Origin of the sequence: Campylobacter sp. RM12647, from assembly GCF_020138135.1 — a bacterium.
Taxonomy (GTDB): domain Bacteria; phylum Campylobacterota; class Campylobacteria; order Campylobacterales; family Campylobacteraceae; genus Campylobacter_E.
Window position 1 is genome coordinate 165,888 of sequence record NZ_JACGAS010000001.1, and the last position, 24,576, is coordinate 190,463.

Below are 24,576 nucleotides of genomic sequence, written 5' to 3' on the forward strand. Positions count from 1 at the left end.
TTTACTCCTTTATAATCTTTGCTATTTTTACACAATCAATTGATTTTAGCGTGATTTCATCGCCTTCTTTTAAAGCACTAAGTTTTATGCCTTTATTATCTTTCATAACTCTAGCATACTCTTTAATGCTTTCTAAGAATGATTGATGAGTGCTTAAAATCTTTTGATAATTGTTTATTTTTACATATTTTTCTTTAAATTTAGGTTTAAAGCTGTTATTTAATAGTATTTTTTGATTTTCTAGTTTGTCTTTTGCTAGTTTTATTTTAAAATCAATGATGTTTTTACTCTTTATAAAATCATTTAAAGATTGATTTTTATTTAAAATAGCCTTATTAAATGATTGCTTTGCTAGTTTTTCATATTGATTTAGGCTAAATTGCATACTTGAAATATTGCTTTTAAGCTTTGTAATATTTATCTTATTTTCATAAACATTATAAAGCTTTTCTTTATTTTCTAAGGCTTTATGAAAATTATTATTTAAAATAGTTTTTTGATTATTTAAAATTAGCTCATTTTGTTTTAAAATATTTTTTAGCTTATTTTGAAATAAAGTCTTTTTATTTAAAAGATTATTTTTATATGAATTAAATTTAAAATTCACTTCTTTTTTAGAAAATTTACTTGCTAAATATAAATAATTTTGCTCTTTTTTATCCAAATGTTTTTTAATAGTTGAATTAAAATAATTTTGCAAATTATCTAAATCTAGCATTCTATCAAACTTATTATAAACCAAGCTTTGCATAGCCGCAGTTGGGGTCGCATAATACTTACTAGCTGCTAAATCACTTAAATGAGTATCTATTTCGTGTCCTAAACCTGTAATTATTGGGATTTTAGATGCTACGATTTGTCTTACTAAAGCTTCATCGTTAAAGCAAAATAAATCTTCTTTACTACCACCGCCACGAGCTATTAATATAATATCAAAATCAAATTCATTAGCCTTTTTAATACACTCAATTACTCTTTTACTAGCATTTTCTCCTTGCATTAAACTATCAAAAAACACTAATTTTATTAAATAAGCTTCGTTGTTTTCATAAACTCTTAAAATATCTTTAGCAGCAGCTGAATTAATAGCTGTAATTACTGCAATTTTTTTAATATTTTTTGGAATTTGTTTTTTATAAATATCTAAAAACAAGCCTTCATCTTTTAATTTCTTATAAAGCTCATTAAAAGCTGCTTGTAATTTACCCAATCCATCGGCTAATTCATAATCAGTGCAGTTTAGTTGATACTTTCCACTAGCAGGATATATGGTAAGTTTTCCAATGGCTATTATTTTATTGCCTACTATTAAATTAGCCTTACCTTTGTTATAGCTTGAAAACATAGTGCAATCAAGGCTTGATAACTCATCTTTAATAGTAAAATACCAATGCCCTGAAGTATGATTTGTAATCTTACTAACTTCTCCTTGAATTGCGATATTTAAAAAAGTATTTTCTAAATTATTTTTAGCAAGATTATTAATTTCGCTTACACTAAAATATGTTTTTTCTAGTTTATTTGCTAACATTTTTACTCGCTATAAACAATGAACTAACTCCAAAACTATAAGTTTTGAAAAGTTTTAAATCAAAATTATGTTCTTTTAATTTATCTTTAAATTCATCATTTGAGTAAAAATCATCAATAGAATTAGGTAAATATTCATAAGCTGCTTTGTTTTTGCTTAAAATTCCACCTATTATAGGTAATATTTTTTTTAGATAAAAATCACGGAAAAATCCTATTATACCGCCCTTTTCTCTTTTAAAAAACTCTAATACTAAAAGCGTTCCATTAGGCTTTAGCACTCTTTTAAATTCTTCTAATGCTTCATCTTTTTCAACCACATTTCTAAAACCATAACTAATAGTAATTAAATCTATGCTTTCATTATCTAATGGTAAATTATTTGCATAGCCTAATTTAAAATCAATTTCTAAATGACGCTTTTTAGCCACTTCTAGCATTCCACTACTTGGGTCAATCCCTACAACCTTTGCATTTGGAATTTTACTTAGCAAAACACACATATCGCCTGTCCCACAAGCAATATCAGCTATATTTAAATTAGAATTTAAATTAAGAAAATCTTTAACCTTACTAATCGCATCAAATCTCCATTTTGCATCGATACCAAAACTTAAAACCTTATTAGCTTTATCATAGCTTGGAGCTATTTCATTAAACATTTCTACTATTTTTTCTTGTTTTTGCATATTTATCCTAAATAATAAGTTCTAGCTATTTTACTAATTTTTCTAGCTATTTTTTTAACACTTTTATTTTTTGCTAATTTTTCTTGAAAATCTAATTTTTTATGAGTTTTAAAAAAGCTTAAAAATTCAAGCAATATTATTAATTTTTCGCAACTTTCATTAAATCTTAATACTTTTATAGCTTCTTTTCTTAAAACTTTTGAAAAGATTTTTACAAAATTAACCTTAGCACAATTTGTAGTATAAAAATTATTTTCATCTAAAATAATACAAGATAAATTATCGTAAAAATTATCATTTTTATTGATAGTTTTTATTATATTTTCTTCGTAAATAAAAGAGAATAAATTAAGAATTTCTTTTATTATCTCTTGCTTAGAATTAATACTTAAATAAAACAAATATATCCTTAAAGCAAGTCCTATGCTAATGCTTAAATCCCTTGATTTAAGCCCATAAGTTAAAAATATTTTTAATCTTTCATATTCACTAAAACTAAGTCCATCTTGAGAATTTTCATCAAATAAAGTGCAGATATAAAAATTATTAAATTGTTCTATCATCTTGCCTTGAGTGATGGCTCTTTTGTATTTTAAACTTTTGCTTTTTACTTCATTTAAGCTAAGCTCACTCGTATGATATTCTATGTCAGCTCTTGATAAATTAGCTTTTAAAAAATGTAAATTACTATCAATTATATCAAGTTTATAAAGACTATTTTCAAATAAACAAAAACTATCTTTAAGCTTTTTAAACTCTAAATTACTCTCTAAGGTAAAAAAGAGAAAGTGTTTTAAAATACTCACCTAAACTCCTTTTTTATCTTATTTTAACTTATATTATTTGCAATTTGAACAAGTAGCCAAAAACGCTGTAATTTTAATACTTTCTATAGGATTATCTAACTTAGTTTGTAAAGTTTGTTGATATTTATCAAGTCCAGCCTTAACTTTATCTAAATCAAAAACACTTTTACAATTATTACAAACCAAATGAATATGTTCGTATTCATATATATCGTATTTTGATTTATCATTAGGGATTGAAATCTCAACTACTAAACCCTCATCAATCATAGTGCTAAGATTTTTATAAACAGTAGCAAGTGAAATTGCAGGATATTCAACCTTTATTTGCTCGTATAATTCATCAATACTAGGGTGTTCGTGTTTTGATAAAACTTTTAAAATGCTTATTCTTTGCGGAGTTGCTTTTAGCTTTCTATCCTTTAAAATCTCTAAAAACTTCATATTTACCTTTACCAAATAATATTTTTTATTAAATGCGAAAGAATACTATAAATAACTTAATATTTCTAGTCATTAATTAAGTTATTTTAAATTTGTAATATTTTTGTAAGGAGAAAAAATGAAAGCGAAAATCATTTATTGTAATGCTTGAAAATATGAACCACAAGCTGCAAGGGTTGCAGATGAATTAATTGGTGAATTTCAAGGAATAGAAGTAGAATTTGAAATAGGAAATAAAGGCGATTTTATAGTTATTTGTGATAATGAGAAAATATATTCAAAAAATGAATTAATAGGTTGTGATAGCAAAAGATTTCCACATATTAATGAGATTAATTCACTTATTAAAGCCTATAGATAATTAAAGAATTTAATTTTAAATTCTTTAATTACAAATCAATTCTTACTAATTTATAATCAGGGTCAAACCTAAATGATAATAAATTTTCATATATTCCAAAAAGTATCATAAAGGTTACAAAAGAGCTTCCACCATAGCTAAAAAACGGCAGTGGCACTCCAACAACAGGAGCAAACCCTATAGTCATAGATACATTAACCCCAACATAAATAAATATTAATATGGATAGAGCTGATGTGAAAGTTTTAGCAAAATAATCTTTTTTAAGCTTTTTATTAAAGCTTAGCAAATGTAAAATCAGTAATAAATATAATCCTAAAAGCAAACAAGCACCTAAAAATCCGTATCTTTCAATAGTATATGCAAAAATAAAATCACTCGTGCTAATTGGTAAGAATTTAAAATGAGTTTGAGTAGCATCATCTTTGCTTTTACCATTTATTCCACCACTTCCTATTGCTATCATACTTTGTCTTACTTGATAGCTTGGTTTTTCACTTAAAAAATCGGTAATTCTTTTCTTTTGGTAATCATTTAAATTATCATAGACAATAGGAGCTATTGGCATACAAATTCCAAGCAATAATGCCCCTGTTAAAATAATTTTGTGATGAATGCCCACTAAAAATAATGTAACATAGCCAACTATTAAAATAATTAAAGCAGAACCTAAGTCAGGCTCACTTTTAATAAGAACAAAAGGTAAAATTATATAAAAACTAATTTTGCAAAAATCTTTAAATCTATATCCATCATCAGGTGGAGGATTGTGTCTAATTAAATAAGCAAGCATTAATAAAAATGCAGGTTTAAAAATCTCACTAGGCTGAATCGTAAATCTTGTAAAAGGAATTTCAAGCCATCTAGTAGCTCCTAATTTAGTAGCACCTAAAACATCAACTAATAATAATAAACCTATACAAAACCAGTAAAAAAAAGGAATAAGCCATTCAATTTTTTTAATTGGTAATAAAAAAAATATAAAAAAAGCAAAAAACCCTACAATCACATATATAATTTGTTTATGCGCTAAAACTTCATTCGCCTCATTCATTAATAAAAATGAAAAAATTATTATTGGAAATACGAGCAATGGCAATATAAAATCAAAGTGGGTTAAAATTTTACCATCTAGTTTTATCAATTTACAACCTTTTGCTAAATTTGTTTATGAATATGATTTAAAAAGGTTAATATTGAGTAAGATTGTAGCAAGTGAAATTGAAAGAATTGATATATATTTAGCTAAAGTTTTAGGACAAAGTCGCTCACAAATTTCTAATCTAATAAAAAATCAAAATGTATTAGTAAATAATAAAGTAATTAAAAGCTCATATAAACTAAATATAAATGATGAAATAGAGATTAATTACCCTGATATAAAAGATATAAATATTAAATATGAAGCTAATTTTGATGTAGAAATTCTGTATGAAGATGAGTATATGCTAGTAGTAAATAAGCCAAATAATGTAGCAACTCATGGCTGCTCTTCTTTAAAAGAAGCATCATTAGTAGAATGGCTACTTGAGAGAAATTATAAACTAGCTGATATCAACGGCAAAATAAGAGCAGGAATAGTGCATAGACTTGATAAAGATACTAGCGGAGTTATGCTAGTAGCTAAAAGCAATGAAGCATATTTTAGCTTAGCAAATCAGATTAAAAATAGAGAAGTAAATAGAATTTATCTAGCAGTTACAAACCACACAATAAATCAAAATCATATAGAAAAATATATAAAAAGAAATGAGAATAATAGATTAAAAATGCAATCTTTAAGCAAAGATGAATGTATTAAAAAATACGGCTTAAATGAAGATAGATGGGGCAAATGGGCTAGAACTCATTTTATAAATCTTGCAAATACAAATGATAAAGCTTTAATTTCAGCAAAATTAGAAAGTGGTAGAACTCATCAAATAAGAACCCATCTAGCAAGTGTAAATAGATATATTTTAGGAGATAGTATTTATGCTGATGAGAGCAGTAAAAATAAAGCAAATAGATTAATGCTACATTCATTTTATATAAATTACACCCACCCAATAACAAATAATTTTATGGAATTTTATTCAAGTAATTGTTTGAGTTTTAATGAAGCTATTAAAGATTTTAAAGATATAAAACTTGACTTAAATCTAGCTCATAATTTATTAAATCAATTTAGTAATAATTTGGAATAGGATATGCTTATAAATCATTATTCATACTTAGTATAATTAAATCTTTACACGAAAGGCAAAATATGAAGAAAATTATTAAAATAAGTTTATTTACAGCTTTTATTATAGGCTTTAATGCGTGCTCTAGCACAACAGGTCTTAGTGAAATTGCTCCGATTGATAATCTTACTATGGTAAATAATATAAGAACTCTTCAAGGTATGAGAGAAATAGGATTTGAGTGGGACCCTATATATGATCAAAATATAGATGGTTATAAGATTTATAGAAAAGAGCTAAATGATGAAAATGCAAAAGACAAACTAATCGCTACTATAAATGATAGATATGCAACTCATTATTCTGATAATAATTTAAATCCTGATACTAGCTACGCTTATACTTTCGTAACTTTTAATAAAGAAGGTAATTCAAAACTATCTACTATAAATGTAAAAACTATAGGAAAAATTGAACCAGTTACATTCATTCAAGCAATAGCAGGACTTCCTAATAAAATCAAAATAATTTGGAGACCGCATACTGATTCAAGAGTTGTAAAATATAATATTTATAAACAAGACGCTAATTCTGATAAGTGGTATAAAGTAGCAACTATTAATAATCGCTTAAGTGCTGAATATTTAGACGAAGTTAAAGCAAATCTATATGCTAAATACAAAGTAACTGCACTAACTTATAACGGAGTTGAAAGTGATGCTAGTGCTGAAGTTGAAGCAATTAGTAAAGTTTTACCACCACAAATTGTAAATATCAATGTAACTACAAACCTACCTAAAAAAATAATTCTTACTTGGGACGCTCCTAAATATGAAGACTTTTCTCATTATAAAATATATTATTCAAAAGCATCTTTATTACCATTTTTTGAGCTAGCTACAACTACAGAAAATAGCTATGAGGATAATATAGGAGATGATGGAGTAAGCAGATATTATTATGTAACTATGATAGATAAAGACGGACTTGAGAGTGCAAAAACTGGCGTAAATGTAGTTGGAATGAGCCTTGATAAACCTAAAACTCCTGCTCTTACAGGATTTGAATTACAAAATGAAAATACACTAAAAATAAAATGGATTAGCACGGATAATCGTATAAGAACCTATAAACTTATTAAAAATTCAACAGAAGTTGCAAACGGAATACAAAATGATTATTATGTAGATACTACATATGTGCCTGGAGATGTTTATCAAATAATTGGCGTTGATGAATTTGGAATAGAATCAAAACCTAGTTCAAAATTGAGTGTTAAATAATGCCAAATTTTAAAGCAAAATATATAAAGAATTTAACCTTGCCAATTTGTGTTGGGGAGGTTGAATTTAAATTTAAAACAAAAACACAATTAGGCAAAACTTTAGTTTATACTAGTATTAATAATTCTAGTTTTTTTATAGAACTTAACGAAAAAAATAACGAATTTGTAGTAAAAATTGATAAATTAACAAAAATTACCGACTTAGCCTTAATGCAAAAAGCCTTAGAAGCATTTGAAAAAACATTTTGTGATGAAATCATATCAAAAGCATATCATTATAATAAATTTAAAGAATTAGCAAGTAATGTCATATCATCTCCTAAGGACTTTAAAGAATTAATTAATTCATTAGATAATGCTTATTTAGAGATAGGTTTTGGTTCAGGAAGACATTTGCTATATCAAGCAAAAAATAATCCTCAAAATACTTATATTGGAATAGAAATTCATAAACCTAGTCTTATTCAAGTAAGTAAATTAGCTAAAGATTTAAATAATATATATTTATTAGATTTTGATGCAAGAATAGCTATAAAAGAATTAAATAATAGTTGTTTAAATGGAATATATTTGCATTTTCCTGTGCCTTGGGACGACGCTCCTTATAGAAGAGTTGTATCAAACGAATTTAAAAACGAGTGCGAAAGAGTATTAAAAGAAAATGGATTTTTTGAATTAAGAAGCGATAGTTTAATGTATGCAGAATATACAAAAAATATTTTTTCTGATTTAGACTATGATTATTTTAAAAATAAAGACGCAAGGATAATAAGCAAATACGAAAGCCGTTGGCTTAAGATGAATAAAGATATATATGATTTTGTTTGCTATGTGAGAAATAAAAAGAATTTAAATCAAGAAATCATAAATCAAAAAATTAATTTCAAAATTGATTTTAATAAACTTAATTTTATAAAACATATTGATGAAGATTTTTTCTTAAAAATATCAAGAATTTATGAATGTGATAATGCAAAAATCATTCAAATAGCTTATGGTGGATTTGACACACCAAGTAGCTCTTATTTATTATGTAAAGAAAATGAAGAATTTGAGTTTTTGTTTCACGACTTTTGCCCAAATACTTTAAATTTAAAAGCATTTATTAAATTAAAAGAGTTTTTACAATGAAAAGCAATGCTACTTTAATAAATGCCAATAATTTAACTCTAGCCTACAATAATGAAATAGTATTGCATAATATAAATTTTAGTGCTAATGAAGGTGATTTTATATTTATCACCGGTAAAAGTGGTAGCGGGAAAACAACATTGCTTAAAAGTTTTTTTGGAGAATTTAGCGAATTTAGTGGGGATTTGCATGTTTTGTTTAAAAATATGGGAAATATTAGCAATGCTGAATTGTTAAAACTTAGAAGAAAATTAGGAATAATTTTTCAAGATTATAAACTAATTAACGAGCTAAATGTAAGCGATAATATAGCATTACCTTTAAAAATAGCTGGCGTTAAAAATGAACAAATCAGCAAGCATGTAGATGTGTTATTAAAATACACAAAACTTCAGCATAAAGCTAAAAAAATGCCTTTAGAATTAAGTGGCGGAGAGCAGCAAAGAATAGCCCTTGCAAGAGCAATCATACACAATCCTAAAATAATAATATGTGATGAGCCAACAGGAAATCTTGATATTCATTCAGCCGATATTATTTGGCAATTACTAAATGCTGCTAGAAACACATTCAATGCTTGCATTATCGCAGTAACTCATCAAATTCCACCTAGAATTGATTTTAATTATAGGCATTTAAATATAGAAAATGGGGTTTTGAATGAATTTATTTAAAACACATATTAGTTTTATTTTTCCACTTTTTATTATATGTTTTTGTTTTCAATTTGCCTTTTTTATTGATGAATTAATAAAAGATTATGAAACCAAATTAAATAAAGATTACAGCGTAGTATTAGTAAGCGAGCTTGAAATTCAAGCAGTTGATTTAGCTAATATTGAGTATTTTTCAAGTATTAACGAATTAGACCCTAGTGAAATTCTTAATAAATTAAAAAAAGATATAACAAATGCTAATTTAAATACCTTAAAATCAAAACTCCCAAAATTTTATAATATTAGCTTTACTAAATTTATTAATGAAAACGAAATAAATCAAATCAAAAAACAACTATTAAAAATACCAAATGTTTTAAAAGTAGAAACATTCTCAAAAACACACATTAAAATATATAAATTATTAAATATTATAAAACTAATCTCTTATATATGTTTAATTTGCATAAGCATATTATCTATTGCTTTATTTATAAAACAAATAAAAATTTTTAAATACGAGCACGAAAATAGAATTTATATTCTTAATTTATTTGGGGCAAATTTCTTCCAAAGAGCTGCACCAATGCTTAAGATTGTATTTGTAGATAATATAATTTGTTTTGCTTTATTATTTGCGTTTTTTATTAATTTTAATAATATCTCTTATATAAAAGAATTTTTAGCAAAACTTGATATAGATTTACCGCAAATTGATTTTTTACCTAGCTTAATTGAAGTAAGCTCTTATTCTTTACTAGCTTCATTACTATGTATAATGATTGTAATGTTTAAGGTAAAAAGACAATGAAAAAACTTCTAATAGTTTTGTTTAGCTTAAGTTTATTTGCAAATCAAATAGAAAACAACACAAAAAAACTAGAGCAAACTCAAAATGAAAAAGAACAAATATCAAAAAAATTAGAAGATTTGGCAAGTGAAATAATTGAAGGGGAACAAAAATTAAAAGAAATAAATGAAAAAGTTAAAAAAACTTCAAATATAACAGCAGAATTACAAGAACTTGTAAATGCTCAAAATGGAGAATTAAATACATTTATCACACAAAATAAAGAGCTAATGAAAGATAAAGAGAAATTAGGTGCTAAATTAGTTGAAATAATTGCTAAGGATTTTTCGTATGATTTAATAGCACCAAAAGATTTAATTGATAGTTCAATGAGTATAGTTTCTATTGAAGTATTAAACACACTTTCTGAAGTTTTGAATAATGAGCTTTATAAAATTTCAAAAGATTATGCAAGAACGCAACAGCAAATTGATTATAAGCAAAAAAAAATTAGTGAAATGAATGTAAATATTGATAATTATAAAAAACAAGCAAAAGAATTAAGCGAACTTAAAAAACGCCAAGAGAATTTAATTTCTAAACAAAAACAAGATGAAAAAATATATAAACAACGCCTAACAAATTTACAAAAACAACAAGATGAAATTAGAGCAACTTTGGCTAAGTTAAAAATCATAGAAAATGAAAAATCAAATAAAAAATCAAGTCAAACTACACAAGTAAAACATTCTGATACCTTAAGTTATGATGGAAAGGTAGCAAAATATACAGGAGCAAAAACTATAGCACCTTTAGTTGATTTTAGTGTAAAACAAAAATTTGGAGATTACATAGACCCTATATATAAATTAAAAATATTTAATGAAAATGTAGTGCTACGCTCAAATACACCTGATGCCAATGTAAGAGTAGTATTTGATGGAAAAGTAGTTTTTGCAAATGATACTGCAGTCCTTGATAAGGTTGTAATTGTTGAACACGCAAATGGAATTCACACAATATACGCTCACTTATCAAAATTTAGCAAACTTGCAAAGGTTGGAGAAGTATTAAAAAAAGGAAACATTGTTGGAAAAGTTGAAAGGGATTTAACTTTTGAAGTTACACAAAAAAACTACCACATAAATCCGTTAGAACTAATCAACAATTAAATTATAGTTATACTTTTAAGTATTTATATGCAAATAACATTAGTAATGCTAAAAATAATACAAAAAATCCTTGCATACTAAAATACAATTCATAACTAATATTATCAATATATTTTACGATAATTCCTTCAATTCCTTGTGCAGCACCAGAACATAAAAACCAAATTCCCATAGTGCTTGAATTAAATCCACTTGGAGTTAATTTTGATACTATGCTAAGTCCTAAAACCCCTATACTTGTTTGAGAAATACCCAACATAAAATAAGTAATTAATATATAAAATGGATTAATAAAATCATCTTTGCTAAGCATTCCTAAAACAATAAATGAACTAGCAGCAATAATCATAGCAGCTGGTATAATTAATGCTTCATTAATTGAGCTTTTTTTACTTATAAAACTTAAAAGCATACTTGTAAAAATACTGACTAAAAACATAAAAGCTAAATACCAACTAGCTGGAATTTGATAATTTAAAATGCTAAAAGAAACCTTACTTTTAATTAAAATATTTAAAGTATTAAAGCTTTGAAAAATCAACATATAAAAAAACACAGCAGCTATTAAATAAAAAGCTAATTTTTTAAAATTATTTTTTGTTGGTATTTTTCTATAAATAAAAATATAAAAAATTATTAAAATTAAAATTGAAAAAATACTTATAATTTTACTAACCACCAAAAGTTCTTGAGTAGTTAAGAATGCAATAAATAAAAATATCAAAATAAGCATAGCTATATTATTTTTAAAAAAATCATATTTTATAGGTTCGCTAGATATATATTTTGAATTATAAAAAAATACTAAAATAGCACAAAATACACTAAAAAATGATATGAAAAATGCTAAATTATAAGAATGTAGTATTAAAAGACCAGCACTAATTTGCCCCAAAAAACATCCTATATTTACAAAAATATAGAACATACTAAATACATACTCGCTATCATTAGGATAACTTTTAGATAACAAACTTGTAATATTTGACTTGATTAATACACTACCAAAAATAATGCAAAAAAGAGATATATTTAAAAAATCAAAAGTTAAACATAAATACCCTAAAGTAAGAAAAATAATTCCTAAAATTACACATCTTTTTGCACCTAAGCAAAAATCACTTAAATATGCTCCAAATATACCAAAAGCATAAATAGCAGCACCCAAACTTGCACTTATTGCACTAGCTTCACCTTTAGAAAAAGAAAATGTATCCATTAAATAAAATACAAAAATACCTAAAAAGCCTAAAAAGGCAAATCTTTCTAGGGCTTCTATGTAACATATTGGTAATAGTGGTTTTAACTTATTTTTTGACATCGTTTTCTCCTAAAGAAAATCTTGAAGCCTAAGAAAGATTTAATTCTATTAAATTTAAAGGAGGTGGTGGATTTACCAGGACTCGAACCTGGGACCAACCGGTTATGAGCCGGTTGCTCTAACCAACTGAGCTATAAATCCTCCGTGATTAAAAGCTGTTATTATATATTTAAAAACTTAAAAAATACTTAAATAATAAAATTTTTATCTTTATTTTATAGACTTTTATTAATTATAATTATAAATAACTAATAAAAACCTATAGGCATTTATAAAAAATATAAATGCCTAATCATATTACATAGCAATGAAATTCTTAGGATTAAAATACTCAAGGTTAAAGGCATTTGCCACACCTTCGTGAGTGCAGTGTCCTTTATGTGTATTTAAACCATATCTTAAACTTTCAAAACAAGTTATAGCACCAATTACTCCAAGGTTTGCTATTTTAATTCCATAAGGAGTTGTAGCGTTTAATAGTGCTAAAGTAGCTGTTTTTGCAACTGCTCCTGGCATATTACCAACTGCATAATGAATTATCCCATCAACTTCATAAATAGGGTTTGTATGAGTTGTTGCACGGCTTGTCTCAAAACAACCGCCTTGATCAATTGCAACATCAACTATAACAGCACCTTTTTTCATATGTTTTAAATGTTTTCTAGATAATAATTTAGGAGTTTTTGCTCCTGGAACTAAAGCTGCTCCAATTACTACATCAGCATCTTTTATACTATCTAATATATTTGAAATATTACTATATAAAGTAGTAATCTTACCATTAAATACATGGTCAATATAATCTAGTCTATTAGCATCACGACCTAAAATTACAACTTCTGCTCCCATACCAAAAGCAAGTTGAGCAGCATTAAGCCCTACCATACCACTACCTAAAATTACAACTTTTCCTTTTTTAACACCAGTTAGACCACTAAGCAGCATTCCATTACCGCCATAAGTTTTTTCCAAATACTTACAACCTTGAATTACCGCTAAACGACCAGCAATAGCACTCATAGGAGCTAAACAAGGAAGATTTTTACCTTCTTGAATCGTCTCATAAGCAAATGCTGATATTTCTTTATCTATTAATATTTTTGTAAGTTTTTCATCTGCTGCTAAATGTAAATATGTATATAAAATCTGTCCTTTTTTAAAATACTTATATTCACTTTCAATTGGTTCTTTTACTTTAATAATCATTCCAGCTTTTTCAAAAATTTCTTCTTTAGTTAAAATCTTTGCTCCGGCTTTTATATATTCTTCATCACTTATATCAATACCAGCACCGGCTTTACTTTCTACTAAAACTTCATGTCCATGATTTATATATTCAATAACATCTAAAGGCGTTAAGCCAACTCTATATTCTTGGTCTTTAATTTCTTTTAAACAACCTATAATCATTTATACTCCTTTTGTGATAAAGGAGTATGATATAAAAAAAATAAAAACTTCAAAAGATTTTTTTGAAAAAATTATAAAAAGTGTTACGAATTTACAAGTTATATGTTTTCTAGCATATGAACTATTACAATTTTAAACGCCAAAAATAAAAGTAGCAAGCTTCCTATTGGTTGTAAAATTTTTTTATTAACTTTCATTTTGCTTATAAACAAACTAGAAAAACACATAAAAAATGTAACTAAAGCTATTAATACAGAAGAAATAAATAAATTATATTCCAAAGAAAATATCATAAGTCCTGCACCTAAAGCATCAATACTAGTTACTATACTAAGCAAAAACAACGACCCATAACTAATATCAATATTCTCATTTTCATTATCTAAAAATTCTTTAAATAATTTATAAGCTAAAAATGCAAAAACTACAAAAATCAAATAGTGATCAATTGCTTGAATTAACTTCATATATCTTACATTTAGTAAATAAGTTACATAATATCCTAAAATAGGCATTAAAACCTGAAAACAAGCAGATAATATACTAAAAACTAATAATTTTTTTAAAGATTGTTTTTGTAGCACTAAGCAAATACTTAATGCTACAAAAAATGCGTCAATTGCTAAAGAGAAAGCTAAAATAACAATATCAATTATCATCAAATAAGCCATTCTCTTCTTCTAAATTTTCTTCTTCGTCTTCTTCCTTAGGGCATTTTGCAATGCTTACAACCTCATCGCTACCAACATTTACAACGATTACTCCGCTTGTATTTCTACCAGCTTTTCTAATGCTTTGCATATCAGTTCTAATCATCTTGCCACTACTTGTAAGCGCCATTAAATCCATAGTATCATCAACAATTACAATGCCTACTAAATCTTTTGTCTTTTGAGTAAGTTTCATACAAATTACGCCCTTACCACCACGACTTTGTAAGCGATATTCTCCTGCATCAGTTCTTTTTGCGATACCTTTTTGGCTAACACTTAAAATTTCTTGCTCATTACTTTCAATAACCACTGCACCTATTACATAATCTTGCTCTTCTTTAAAGCGAATAGCAGTTACTCCACGAGCTACACGACCAATTTGACGAACTTTTGTAAGTGGGAATTTAATACACATACCCTTTTTAGTAGCTACAAAAATCATAGTTCCACTAACTTGCTCTTCTTGGTTTTCTTGGTTTTCATCTAAAGAATTTTCTTCTTCAACAATTTGAATATTATCATCTTCAATAATTTCACTATTTTCATCAACCAAATCAATATTTTCACTATCATCATTTTGTGCTATTAAAACACTTACTAATTCATCGTTTTCATCAAGATTAATAGCTCTTACACCAACTGAACGGATATTGCTATATTCACTTAAATTCGTGCGTTTAATAAGACCATTTTTAGTAAAGAATGCAAGTGATTTTGTCTTAGCAAAATCAGTTGTTGGAATTATTGCCATAATTTTTTCATCTGGTAAAAGATTGATTAGATTTACAACAGCTTTTCCTTTAGCAGTTCTGCTACCTTCAGGAATTTTATAAACTTTTAACCAATATAGTTGTCCTTTATTAGTAACAAACATTAGCGTATCGTGAGAATTTGCAGTAAAGAAACTCTCTATAAAATCATCATCATAAGTAGTAACTGCGACTTTACCTTTACCACCACGCTTTTGTTTTTCATATGATTTTGTAGGAACTCTTTTGATATATCCACGATGAGTAATTGTAATTACCATTGGCTCATTTGGTATTAAATCTTCTACATCAATTTCATCATAATCATCTACTATTTCAGTAATTCTTGGAACTTTAAATTTATTTTTAATTTCTAATAATTCATCGTGAATTATTTCTTCTATTTTTTCTTCGCTTTTTAAGATTGCATTTAGTTCTTCAATTTTTGCTAAAAGCTCTCTTAATTCATCTTCTAATTTATCTCTTTCAAGTCCTGTAAGACGGCTAAGTCTCATTTCTAAAATAGCATTAGCTTGTAATTCAGTTAAGCTAAATTTTTCTACTAAAGCATCTCTTGCACTTGCAGTATCTGCACTTGATTTAATTAATGCAATTACTTCATCTATATTATCTAGTGCAATTTTAAGACCTTCTAAGATATGTGCTCTTGCTTTTGCTTTTTCAAGTTCAAAAATAGTTCTTCTAATAATTACGGTTTTTCTATGATTTAAGAATAAATCTAATAGCTCAATTAAAGAAAATACCTTAGGTTCTTTATTATGAATTGCTAACATTATCACACCAAATGTTGTCTCCATTGTGGTGCTTTTAAATAAATTATTTAGCACAATTTCACTCATAGCATCACGCTTAAGCTCAATTACAAGGCGAATTCCATCTCTATCACTCTCATCTCTTGTCTCGCTTATACCTTCTATTTGCTTTTCTTTTACAAGCTCTGCAATTTGCTCGTGAAGTCTTGCTTTATTTACTTGATAAGGCAACTCATCAATTACTATTAGCTCTTTATTTCCTTTTTGTTCTATATGAGTTTTTGCTCTTACTTTAATTCTACCGCGACCTGTTTTATAAGCTTCTATAATGCCTTTTTTACCAAAAATTATCCCACCAGTTGGAAAATCAGGACCTTTTATAAACTGCATTATTTCTTCTAAACTAGCGTTTTTATTCTCAAGTAAATATAAAAGTCCATCTACTAATTCATCTAAACTATGTGGTGGAATATTAGTTGCCATACCAACAGCAATACCACTTGAGCCGTTTAATAATAAATTAGGCACTCTTGAAGGTAAAACATCAGGCTCACTCATACTATCATCATAGTTTGGAACAAAATCAACGGTGTCTTTATCTAAATCTTTTAACAATTCTTCAGCCAAAATTGTCATTCTAGCTTCAGTATAACGCATAGCTGCAGCACCATCTCCATCAACTGAACCAAAGTTTCCTTGACCATCAATACTTGGGTATCTCATTGAAAAGCTTTGTGCCATTCTTACTAAAGCATCATAAACAGCAGTATCTCCGTGCGGATGGTATTTACCGATTACATCACCCACTATACGAGCTGATTTTTTATAAGCACTTTTTGAACCTACTCCTAAATCATTCATTGCATAAAGAATTCTTCTATGAACCGGCTTTAATCCATCTCTTGCATCAGGTAAGGCACGGCCTATAATTACTGACATAGAATAATCAAGATAGCTTGTTTTTATACTATCTTCAATATCTACAATAGTAATTTCACTATTATCAAATAAATTCATTGTTTTCCTTTAAGTAAAGATTTTTTTATACTAGCAAACTAAACTTTCGCATCGGCTAATACGACTGCAAAAAGAACCTTAATTTTAGCTTTTTTAAGCACTGAATTCGCTTGTTTTAAAGACTCGCCTGAAGTGATAATATCATCTACTAAAATTACAGGTAAATCCAAGGTCTTTTGCAATTCATATTTTCTTTTATTTTTCTTTCTAAACGAAAGGCTTTTGCCTTTATAAATAATCTTATTTTTTGCTTTAATTGCGTTATATAATGGAATAATATTTTTTGATTTCATATTTTTAATAAGTATTGCTGTATGAGAATATCCGCTAGAGCAATCATCATCTAAGCCTATAGCATAAGCTAATTCATTATCAAAATGAAATCTTTTATAAGAATAAGATGCGAGTTTATTTAATATAAAATATCCACTAATAAAATGCTTGTGATTTAATAATTTTTTAATTTTAGAATATTTATAAAAGCTAATTACTTCTAAACCATCATCTAAAATTCTTCTTTTACATTCAAGTAATTTAAATTCTTTTTCACAAGTTTTACAAAAAATCTTAAATGTAGGCTTAGAGCAATTATAACATAGCATAAAGATTTTATTCTTTATCTTTTAGACGCTTTTTAACCGATTTTACCTTATATTTTAGATTATCATTTCTACTTTTGTGAATGTCAAATTTGGCTACTAAATAAACTCTATCTTTATTAATTAATTTATTTGCTTTATTTAAAATTTTTAAAGCACTTTTTAAATCATCAGTTTCTACGCTAGTTCCCATTGCACCTAATTTGTGTTTTATATTTTTCTTTCTTAAATACTCAATAATTGGTGCTATTTCTTCACTTTTACTATCATCGCTCATAGAAAAAATACAAAAATCCATTGTAACACTCATTTTTTCTCCTTTAAATAAATTTAATTATTTCTTCATTACTTGCTCTAGTAGTTTTAAAATTATTTACATTATCGCTACTTTTTTTACCTATTGCAATGCCACATATAATTTTGCCTTCAACCCCATTTTCTCTAATAGTATCGCAATATTCAGTAATACTACCTAAAACACAAGTGCTAAATCCTAAATATGTAGCCGCATTCAAAAAATTAGCTAGAAAAATACCGCAATCTAGTAAAGAACCTTCGTTTAAACCATTATCAATATGTAAAATTGCTAGATTTTTAGCATTAAAGAATTTAAAATTCTTATGCCATTGCTCTAACCTTTTTTCTTTCTCATCTCGCTTTATATTAAGTGCTTCATAAAGCCTAATTCCTGTCTGAAATCTTCTGCTCTTATAAGGTTCAAACCAAATATCAGGATATAATTTTATATCTTGACTTTTTAAATTATTTTTTACAGCATTTAATAAATCATCACTTAATTTAGCAAGGCTTTTACCACTAAAAAAGCTTAGTTTTGCTGGTTGCATATTTGTTGCACTAGGGCTTAATTTTGCAAGTTCTACTATATTAATTAATTCATCTTTACTTAATTCATAGTCAATAAAATCTCTACAAGAAAATCTATTATCCAAACATTCCTTAAAAGTCATAAAATCTCCTTAAAACAAGCATAATTGCAAAATATTCTAAAATAAAAGCAGAAATTATATTAATAATCTTTAGCACTTTTATACTAAATAAATTTGTATATTTATATACAAAAAACGACAGCGAAAATATCCAAATAAGTATGCTAACGCTAAGTCCTAAAAATAAATATATAGGATTTTGTTTAGTGCTTAGCATAGTTGCAACGCTAAGCCAAAATGTGATTACATAAGGATTTGCTAGATTTAGTAAAAATCCTTTAATAAAATTACTAAATATATTTGTATTTTCTAAATTCTTATGAAGATTTATATCTTTTACTGGCTTTAGCATTAAAAATGCTAAATAACTTAAAAATATAAAGCCAAAAATACTTAAAATATTTAAAAATAAATCATTTTTAATAAATTCTAAAACGCTAAAGCTTAATAATGATAAATAAAGTAAATCAGCGACAAAAGCACCAAAACCTAAAGCAAAAGCATTCTTAAAAGATTTTAGTGCATAACTTAAAATTAGAATATTAACAGGACCAAAAGGAACGCAAACTCCAAGTCCTAATAATATCCCATCAAATAAATCATTCATCTGCTAAACTAAGTCCTACTTTTCCATCTTTAATTTCACTAACTATTACTTCTAGCGTTTCGCCCTCATTAAAGCTTTTGCCCTTAATTTTATTAGAATGTAATAATCCATCAATGCCGTCTTGCAAGGTTACAAATACTCCAAAATTAGCTACTTTTTTAACAACGCCACTAAATCTAGTTCCTATTTCAAATTCTACTTTAGGAGCTTGTTTTTTGCCTTTAGATTTTGGTTTTAACACTTCATTTAATATATATTCTTTAGCTTCTTTTACTAATTTTCCACTAATTTTTACTTCATTTTTATCTCTATCTAAATCTATGCTAACGCCAAATTTATCTATGATTTCTTTAATAGTTTTACCACCTTGACCAATAATTTCTGGAATATCATTAGCACTTACGCTAAATATTTCTAATTTAGGTAAAATTTCTTCATTAATAACAATCTTAGAATTTGCTTCTTCCATTAAATTAAGAATATGAATTCTTCCTTTTCTAGCAGCTTCTAAAGCTTGGGTTAATATTTCAGTGCTAACCCCACCTAATTTTATATCCATTTGCATAGCAGTTATTCCATCAACACTACCTGCTACTTTAAAATCCATATCCCCATCGTGATCTTCTAAGCCCATAATATCAGTTAATACAGCATATTCACTATCTTCAATTATAAGCCCCATAGCAACTCCAGCTACTAGTTTTTTACTAGGAACTGCTGCAGCACGAAGAGCTAATGAGCCACCACAAACACTAGCCATTGAGCTACTTCCATTACTTTCTAATATTTCTGAAACTATTCTAATAGTATGAGCATAATCTTTACTAACTGAAGAACTTAAAGCTCTTTTTGCTAGATTTCCGTGTCCTAATTCTCTTCTTGAAGGTGCTTTTAAAGGACTTGCTTCGCCTACACAAAAACCAGGAAAATTATAATTAAACATAAATCTTTCATAGGTAGTTGATTTATTATTTAATAATTCAATTGCTTGAGCGTCATTGTCGCTACCTAAAGTGCAAACCACTAATGCTTGAGTTTGACCCCTTGTAAATAAACAAGAGCCGTGCGCATTTGGTAAAATATTAGTCAATATACTAATAGGACGAACCTCATCTAAAGCTCTCCCATCAGCTCTTCTTCTTTCTTTTAAGATTTGCTTTCTTACTATGTGCTTTTTAATACGATTTAATTCATAATCAAGTTCAGCTTCACTCCAATTATTATTTATAAATTCTTCATCTAAAACAACTTTTTTTGCAATAGCTTTAAGCTCACTTGCCCTTTCGCTTTTAGCCATTTTATTAATTGCAAATTTTATATCTTCTAAATAGTTTTTTTCTAAATATTCATATACTGCTAGATTTTCACTATCAGCTTTGTAATTAAACTCATAAGATTTTTTATATTCTTTAAAAGTATTATAAAAATCATTACTTATATTTAAAATACTACCTTTTGCAAATTCTAAAGCTTGTAATAACTCACTCTCACTCATCTCATTCATTGAATTATTAGTCTCATTTGCTTTCATTTCTATCATTAATAATTCATCTTTAAGACCACTTACAAACAAATCAAGACTTGAAAGTTCTAAAGAATTTAAATCAGGATTTAGAACAAAACCATTTTCATCCTTAGCAACCCTAACCCCAACTGCTGGATATACAATTTCAATATCACTTAAAAATAAAGCTGCACTTGCTGCATAAAGTGCAAGTGGCTGAATATCAACATTTTCTTCAACCGAAAGAAGCATAACAACGATATGAGTTGGGTGTAAATAGCCCTTAGGAAATAATGGGCGTAATGTTCTATCAATTATTCTTGAAGTTAAAGTCTCATAATCACTTGGTTTTGTTTCTCTTTTCACAAAACCGCCTGGAATTTTACCTGCTGCATAAGTTTTTTCTACATAACTAACGGTTAATGGTAAAAAATCTTCACTAACACACTCATCTTCTCTAGCAACACTTGCTAACATAACCGTTTTACCACAAGTCATTAAAACACTTGCATTTGCTTGTTTGGCAACTAAATCAAGTTCAAATACTAATTCTTTATCGTTAATCTTAATTATTTTTTTCATTTATCTCCTTTTGATATGGCAAATAATAATTGCTCGTTTCTAAAATCTCACACGCATATTCACTTGATATTTCAAGTGGTTGCTTGTAGTAATAATCTTTATCTATAAAATGTTCTATTTTTTCTAAATAATAAACTTTATCAAATAAATCATTATAATAATTATAAGCATCAGCAGCTACTAAAGCACTTGCATATTTTATACTTCTAACGCCTAAACCCAATAAACTTTTATGACATACATTAATAGTTAAACCGCTGTTTGAACCTTGGTCTAACAATAAAATATCCTTACCTTTAAGATTGCTAAGTGGTAAAGACTTTCTATATTTTGCAATTTTACCCATAATTGATTCATCATAAAGCACAGTATTCATTGATAAAATATATTCTTGAGTTATGGAAAAAGCTTCAATTAATTCTTGAATACATACTATATCTCTTGTTTCACTAATTTTTGCTATCTGACATTCATTATTTGGGGCATATATGCCTTTGTTAAAAAGCATATCATAATATAAATTAAGTTCACTTGCAATAGTCTCAATAAAAGGAATATTTTTAATACTATTTCCTATAATTATATGCCCTTCTAATTCTTTATATTGCAATAATTTTTCACTAAATTTATTAGCAGCTTGTAAAGGATTGTCAAAAATCATAAGTATCATCACCTCTTAAAGCAAAATTATATCTTACACCGCCTATTGGATAAAGATTGAATTTCAAATAAACTCCCCTATCTCTTACAGATTTTACACCCATTTGAGTAAGTTTAGCTGTTGTGCTTTCTTTAAATTCTAAAGAATAATTTATACATCTTTTTTTATGAGTAAAACCTATACTATAGTTTTCAAATTTCTTGCTATTTAAATTAAACCAAGCTTGAGAATATATTATGTTATAAGGCATAAATTCATATTGAAATTTACTAGTTAAAAATCTATCATAAGGCTTATTTTTCATAAGAAGCTCATCAATTTTATTATAATAAAATCCAGAACTTATTTTAAATGGCTGGGTTGTATACACTCCTTCTATAAAAAATCTATCAATATTAGAATTTTTAAACGAATACTCCGTAGTATTATTAATATTAAAATTATTATTAAAATAATACTTAAGCTGATTGCTTAAAATATTAAACTTAGAATCTTCTGTCCTAAGCGTTAAAGAATGCTTAAGTTTTTTATCATTATCGCTAAAAATTATTTGAGATAACTCAATATTAAAGGTTAAATCATCATAAGTATTAGGTATGAAAAATTCATTTTCTATTTCTTTTGAACCAGTCCTAAGACTAGCACCAAAACCAAAATTAATATTATGCAATATATAATCGTACTTTTTAAATAAATTAGTATATATAAAAGCACTATGAGTAGAATTAAAATTATAATCATCTCTTCTACTATAATTATTATAAAAGTTAAGTCCTAATTCAAATTCTTCATTTAAAACAAAGTTAATATAATCATTAAATAAGCTTTTATTAAACTCAATTGGAACATAAAAATGAAATCTATTTAATGTACTACCTTCTCTTCTATAAAAATTGCTATATGAAAAATCTGCTTTATAATTAATATGATTATCAAATAAAGTATCATAAAATCTATGATAATGTAGATTTGGAATTTCTTGTAAAGTATAATCTTGATTAATACTTGAAGTGTCTTGATAATATTTAGCATATAAACCGAAATAATCTTTATTATCTGTATAGAAATAATTAAATTTTGAAGTTATTATGGCTTCATCATTATTATCTAAAAAACTAGATAAATTCAAATAATCAATATCACTAATTCTTAAAAAGTCTAAATATAATCCTTCTTGATTTTTGTTATTTGTATTAAAGATTTTATCTCTTTCATAGTGCATATTAAATCCATAATGCTCGCCGAATTTCAATTCTTCTTTATTAAAATAACTATTAAATTCTTTAAAATACCCAACTCCTATATTTCCTTTAGAATAAGGGCTATCAACAAAACGAAAATTAGAATAAATTCCATAACCCCTATTTGTTCTAATTTGTGGTCTTAATTCTAAATCCATTCTATGATTAATCGCCCAAAAAAATGGTTGCTCATAATGAATAGCTTCTTTGCTTTTTATTGATAATTTAGGAACCAAAAAACCAGTTTTTCTACTATCATCTGTATTAATAGCAAAATATGGCATATAAAAAATTGGTATATTTTTAAATCTTAAAACCATACCTTTTAATACTAAATCTTGAGTTTTAGTATTATAAATACCTTCCTTAAAATCAATACTCCATTCAGGATTTGCAACATCACAAGAACTAACACTTGCATTTTTTACAATAAAATCACCATTTATATAAGAACTATTCTTACTTTTTAACCATACTTCAATAAAAGAATCACTTATAAAAAAATTATCAAAATTTGCACAAGAATTACCTAAATTAATTTTTGCATAATTTGATATAGTAGTTTGATTATTGTTTATTAAAAATACATCTCCAAATAATTCTAATTCTTTTGTATCTTGATTATATTTACCACTATTTGCTCTTGCAAAATAATTTTCTTTAAACAACAATATATCTTTATTTGAGATTATGTAATTATCTTTTTTTATAAACTCATCTGATTGAATTTCAATTTGATTTGAATAAAGTAAGCCAATAAGCAATATCAAATAAGATATTTTTTTAATCAACTTTAATCACCATAGATTTGCTAGCAATATCAGCAAAATTTCTTCTTGTCTTATTAAAGAATATAGATACAAACAATACCCCATTTATAAAAAATTCACAAAATACAAATACCAAAGCTCTATTTAAAGATTCTGTAAAATTAGGAGTATCAAAATGTTCGCAATTTACAATTTTTGTCTTTGTAATCATATTGCCAAAAGTTGCACCATACATATAAAAAAATATAAGAACATAAAAGAATTTAATAATAAAATATGCTTTTACATAGCGAAATAATAATATATTTAAATTGATATAATCTTCGTTATTTATTAAGGTTCTTATTTTAATTATTTCTTCATCGTTTATAAAATATATCATTAAAATAAAGATAAGAATATAGCAAATTATAAAATCAGCCACAAAAGCAATAAACCTAGCAACAATATCGGCTAGTTGTTTATCTTCTTTTTCAAGCTTTTCTAATATTTTATCATCCATTTAAAACCCTAAACATAAATCCCCAAACAAGCGTTAAATTTCAAGGTCTTGTAACCTAAAAAATAGTGGAAGAAAAGCATTAAAGGCTGCAATTCACAATTACTTGCATCACAGAACACGGTTGCTTAAACTTAATCACATAAAAAAATCT

23 protein-coding genes, 1 tRNA gene and 1 pseudogene are annotated in these 24,576 nt (G+C 26.4%); 7 read left to right on the plus strand and 18 right to left on the minus strand.

Annotated elements, in window-relative coordinates:
* Position 1: 1 nt before the first annotated feature.
* The 4 genes from xseA to AVBRAN12647_RS00800 are packed head-to-tail and all read right to left on the minus strand — an operon-like array spanning position 2 to position 3,469.
* A complete protein-coding gene (gene xseA, locus AVBRAN12647_RS00785; RefSeq protein ID WP_336614540.1) occupies positions 2 to 1,531 on the minus strand; it encodes an exodeoxyribonuclease VII large subunit in 1,530 nt (509 codons plus the stop codon).
* Positions 1,518 to 2,219, minus strand: a complete 702-nt coding sequence (gene ubiE / locus AVBRAN12647_RS00790; RefSeq protein WP_336612250.1) for a bifunctional demethylmenaquinone methyltransferase/2-methoxy-6-polyprenyl-1,4-benzoquinol methylase UbiE — start codon at positions 2,217 to 2,219, stop codon at positions 1,518 to 1,520. Before ubiE ends, xseA begins: the two co-directional genes overlap by 14 nt.
* Before the next feature lie 2 nt (positions 2,220 to 2,221).
* Positions 2,222 to 3,025 (minus strand): hypothetical protein, encoded by an 804-nt coding sequence (locus AVBRAN12647_RS00795; protein ID WP_214116557.1) that lies wholly within the window; start codon positions 3,023 to 3,025, stop codon positions 2,222 to 2,224.
* A gap of 33 nt (positions 3,026 to 3,058) precedes the next feature.
* Positions 3,059 to 3,469, minus strand: a complete 411-nt coding sequence (locus AVBRAN12647_RS00800; RefSeq protein ID WP_214116554.1) for a Fur family transcriptional regulator — start codon at positions 3,467 to 3,469, stop codon at positions 3,059 to 3,061.
* 163 nt (positions 3,470 to 3,632) lie between these two features.
* On the opposite strand from AVBRAN12647_RS00800, the pseudogene AVBRAN12647_RS00805 reads away from it, so the two are divergent.
* Positions 3,633 to 3,830: pseudogene (locus AVBRAN12647_RS00805) on the plus strand (Rdx family protein); the annotation flags it as partial.
* Positions 3,831 to 3,858: 28 nt separating this feature from the next.
* Here AVBRAN12647_RS00805 and AVBRAN12647_RS00810 read toward each other — a convergent pair.
* On the minus strand, positions 3,859 to 4,974 hold the full coding sequence (locus tag AVBRAN12647_RS00810) for an FtsW/RodA/SpoVE family cell cycle protein (RefSeq protein WP_214116552.1): 1,116 nt from the start codon (positions 4,972 to 4,974) through the stop codon (positions 3,859 to 3,861).
* Between the two features lie 52 nt (positions 4,975 to 5,026).
* Between AVBRAN12647_RS00810 and AVBRAN12647_RS00815 the strand changes: the two genes are divergently transcribed.
* The 6 genes from AVBRAN12647_RS00815 (at position 5,027) to AVBRAN12647_RS00840 (ending at position 11,029) form a co-directional block, all read left to right on the plus strand.
* Positions 5,027 to 6,016, plus strand: a complete 990-nt coding sequence (locus tag AVBRAN12647_RS00815; protein ID WP_214120132.1) for an RluA family pseudouridine synthase — start codon at positions 5,027 to 5,029, stop codon at positions 6,014 to 6,016.
* A gap of 62 nt (positions 6,017 to 6,078) precedes the next feature.
* The gene (locus tag AVBRAN12647_RS00820; RefSeq protein WP_336614541.1) at positions 6,079 to 7,278 is read left to right on the plus strand and encodes a fibronectin type III domain-containing protein; all 1,200 of its coding nucleotides are present in this window, start codon (positions 6,079 to 6,081) and stop codon (positions 7,276 to 7,278) included.
* Positions 7,278 to 8,411: a tRNA (guanosine(46)-N7)-methyltransferase TrmB gene (trmB, locus tag AVBRAN12647_RS00825; RefSeq protein ID WP_336614542.1), complete on the plus strand. Its 1,134-nt coding sequence runs from the start codon at positions 7,278 to 7,280 to the stop codon at positions 8,409 to 8,411. The genes AVBRAN12647_RS00820 and trmB overlap by 1 nt, the downstream gene beginning before the upstream one ends.
* A complete protein-coding gene (locus AVBRAN12647_RS00830; protein WP_214120129.1) occupies positions 8,408 to 9,085 on the plus strand; it encodes a cell division ATP-binding protein FtsE in 678 nt (225 codons plus the stop codon). The genes trmB and AVBRAN12647_RS00830 overlap by 4 nt, the downstream gene beginning before the upstream one ends.
* Positions 9,072 to 9,878 carry an ABC transporter permease gene (locus AVBRAN12647_RS00835; protein ID WP_214116540.1) on the plus strand — a complete coding sequence of 269 codons (807 nt, stop codon included), beginning with the start codon at positions 9,072 to 9,074 and terminating at the stop codon, positions 9,876 to 9,878. The genes AVBRAN12647_RS00830 and AVBRAN12647_RS00835 overlap by 14 nt, the downstream gene beginning before the upstream one ends.
* Positions 9,875 to 11,029 (plus strand): murein hydrolase activator EnvC family protein, encoded by a 1,155-nt coding sequence (locus AVBRAN12647_RS00840; RefSeq protein ID WP_214116538.1) that lies wholly within the window; start codon positions 9,875 to 9,877, stop codon positions 11,027 to 11,029. Before AVBRAN12647_RS00835 ends, AVBRAN12647_RS00840 begins: the two co-directional genes overlap by 4 nt.
* Positions 11,030 to 11,036: 7 nt before the next feature.
* Here the strand turns inward: AVBRAN12647_RS00840 and AVBRAN12647_RS00845 are convergent, their stop codons facing one another.
* The 13 genes from AVBRAN12647_RS00845 to AVBRAN12647_RS00905 form a co-directional block, all read right to left on the minus strand.
* Positions 11,037 to 12,350, minus strand: a complete 1,314-nt coding sequence (locus AVBRAN12647_RS00845; RefSeq protein ID WP_336614543.1) for a POT-type proton-dependent oligopeptide transporter — start codon at positions 12,348 to 12,350, stop codon at positions 11,037 to 11,039.
* Between the two features lie 64 nt (positions 12,351 to 12,414).
* Positions 12,415 to 12,491 (minus strand) — tRNA-Ile (locus AVBRAN12647_RS00850).
* Between the two features lie 156 nt (positions 12,492 to 12,647).
* Positions 12,648 to 13,760 carry an alanine dehydrogenase gene (gene ald / locus AVBRAN12647_RS00855; RefSeq protein WP_336614544.1) on the minus strand — a complete coding sequence of 371 codons (1,113 nt, stop codon included), beginning with the start codon at positions 13,758 to 13,760 and terminating at the stop codon, positions 12,648 to 12,650.
* A gap of 98 nt (positions 13,761 to 13,858) precedes the next feature.
* On the minus strand, positions 13,859 to 14,431 hold the full coding sequence (locus AVBRAN12647_RS00860; protein WP_336613826.1) for a manganese efflux pump MntP: 573 nt from the start codon (positions 14,429 to 14,431) through the stop codon (positions 13,859 to 13,861).
* Entirely contained in the window at positions 14,409 to 17,012 is a 2,604-nt protein-coding gene (gene gyrA, locus AVBRAN12647_RS00865; RefSeq protein ID WP_336614545.1) for a DNA gyrase subunit A, read from the minus strand. The genes AVBRAN12647_RS00860 and gyrA overlap by 23 nt, the downstream gene beginning before the upstream one ends.
* Before the next feature lie 38 nt (positions 17,013 to 17,050).
* Positions 17,051 to 17,614, minus strand: a complete 564-nt coding sequence (locus tag AVBRAN12647_RS00870; RefSeq protein WP_214150330.1) for a ComF family protein — start codon at positions 17,612 to 17,614, stop codon at positions 17,051 to 17,053.
* Positions 17,615 to 17,621: 7 nt separating this feature from the next.
* Positions 17,622 to 17,921: a thiamine-binding protein gene (locus AVBRAN12647_RS00875; RefSeq protein ID WP_214116528.1), complete on the minus strand. Its 300-nt coding sequence runs from the start codon at positions 17,919 to 17,921 to the stop codon at positions 17,622 to 17,624.
* Positions 17,922 to 17,931: 10 nt separating this feature from the next.
* Positions 17,932 to 18,579 carry a nitroreductase family protein gene (locus AVBRAN12647_RS00880; RefSeq protein ID WP_336606874.1) on the minus strand — a complete coding sequence of 216 codons (648 nt, stop codon included), beginning with the start codon at positions 18,577 to 18,579 and terminating at the stop codon, positions 17,932 to 17,934.
* Entirely contained in the window at positions 18,569 to 19,165 is a 597-nt protein-coding gene (locus AVBRAN12647_RS00885; RefSeq protein WP_336614546.1) for a LysE family transporter, read from the minus strand. The genes AVBRAN12647_RS00880 and AVBRAN12647_RS00885 overlap by 11 nt, the downstream gene beginning before the upstream one ends.
* A complete protein-coding gene (locus tag AVBRAN12647_RS00890; RefSeq protein ID WP_214116522.1) occupies positions 19,158 to 21,251 on the minus strand; it encodes a polyribonucleotide nucleotidyltransferase in 2,094 nt (697 codons plus the stop codon). Before AVBRAN12647_RS00890 ends, AVBRAN12647_RS00885 begins: the two co-directional genes overlap by 8 nt.
* Positions 21,235 to 21,912 (minus strand): sodium:proton antiporter, encoded by a 678-nt coding sequence (locus AVBRAN12647_RS00895; protein WP_336614547.1) that lies wholly within the window; start codon positions 21,910 to 21,912, stop codon positions 21,235 to 21,237. The genes AVBRAN12647_RS00890 and AVBRAN12647_RS00895 overlap by 17 nt, the downstream gene beginning before the upstream one ends.
* Positions 21,902 to 23,944: an LPS-assembly protein LptD gene (locus AVBRAN12647_RS00900; RefSeq protein ID WP_336614548.1), complete on the minus strand. Its 2,043-nt coding sequence runs from the start codon at positions 23,942 to 23,944 to the stop codon at positions 21,902 to 21,904. The genes AVBRAN12647_RS00895 and AVBRAN12647_RS00900 overlap by 11 nt, the downstream gene beginning before the upstream one ends.
* Positions 23,937 to 24,425 carry an RDD family protein gene (locus tag AVBRAN12647_RS00905; protein WP_214116509.1) on the minus strand — a complete coding sequence of 163 codons (489 nt, stop codon included), beginning with the start codon at positions 24,423 to 24,425 and terminating at the stop codon, positions 23,937 to 23,939. Before AVBRAN12647_RS00905 ends, AVBRAN12647_RS00900 begins: the two co-directional genes overlap by 8 nt.
* Between the last annotated feature and the right edge of the window lie 151 nt (positions 24,426 to 24,576).

Coding starts and splice junctions, on each gene's coding strand:
- xseA (WP_336614540.1), bottom strand. CDS start 1,531: ATGTTAGCAAATAAACTAGAAAAAACATATTTTAGTGTAAGCGAAATT.
- ubiE (WP_336612250.1), bottom strand. CDS start 2,219: ATGCAAAAACAAGAAAAAATAGTAGAAATGTTTAATGAAATAGCTCCA.
- AVBRAN12647_RS00800 (WP_214116554.1), bottom strand. CDS start 3,469: ATGAAGTTTTTAGAGATTTTAAAGGATAGAAAGCTAAAAGCAACTCCG.
- AVBRAN12647_RS00820 (WP_336614541.1), top strand. CDS start 6,079: ATGAAGAAAATTATTAAAATAAGTTTATTTACAGCTTTTATTATAGGC.
- trmB (WP_336614542.1), top strand. CDS start 7,278: ATGCCAAATTTTAAAGCAAAATATATAAAGAATTTAACCTTGCCAATT.
- AVBRAN12647_RS00830 (WP_214120129.1), top strand. CDS start 8,408: ATGAAAAGCAATGCTACTTTAATAAATGCCAATAATTTAACTCTAGCC.
- AVBRAN12647_RS00835 (WP_214116540.1), top strand. CDS start 9,072: ATGAATTTATTTAAAACACATATTAGTTTTATTTTTCCACTTTTTATT.
- AVBRAN12647_RS00840 (WP_214116538.1), top strand. CDS start 9,875: ATGAAAAAACTTCTAATAGTTTTGTTTAGCTTAAGTTTATTTGCAAAT.
- AVBRAN12647_RS00845 (WP_336614543.1), bottom strand. CDS start 12,350: ATGTCAAAAAATAAGTTAAAACCACTATTACCAATATGTTACATAGAA.
- ald (WP_336614544.1), bottom strand. CDS start 13,760: ATGATTATAGGTTGTTTAAAAGAAATTAAAGACCAAGAATATAGAGTT.
- AVBRAN12647_RS00860 (WP_336613826.1), bottom strand. CDS start 14,431: ATGGCTTATTTGATGATAATTGATATTGTTATTTTAGCTTTCTCTTTA.
- gyrA (WP_336614545.1), bottom strand. CDS start 17,012: ATGAATTTATTTGATAATAGTGAAATTACTATTGTAGATATTGAAGAT.
- AVBRAN12647_RS00870 (WP_214150330.1), bottom strand. CDS start 17,614: ATGCTATGTTATAATTGCTCTAAGCCTACATTTAAGATTTTTTGTAAA.
- AVBRAN12647_RS00875 (WP_214116528.1), bottom strand. CDS start 17,921: ATGAGTGTTACAATGGATTTTTGTATTTTTTCTATGAGCGATGATAGT.
- AVBRAN12647_RS00880 (WP_336606874.1), bottom strand. CDS start 18,579: ATGACTTTTAAGGAATGTTTGGATAATAGATTTTCTTGTAGAGATTTT.
- AVBRAN12647_RS00885 (WP_336614546.1), bottom strand. CDS start 19,165: ATGAATGATTTATTTGATGGGATATTATTAGGACTTGGAGTTTGCGTT.
- AVBRAN12647_RS00890 (WP_214116522.1), bottom strand. CDS start 21,251: ATGAAAAAAATAATTAAGATTAACGATAAAGAATTAGTATTTGAACTT.
- AVBRAN12647_RS00895 (WP_336614547.1), bottom strand. CDS start 21,912: ATGATTTTTGACAATCCTTTACAAGCTGCTAATAAATTTAGTGAAAAA.
- AVBRAN12647_RS00905 (WP_214116509.1), bottom strand. CDS start 24,425: ATGGATGATAAAATATTAGAAAAGCTTGAAAAAGAAGATAAACAACTA.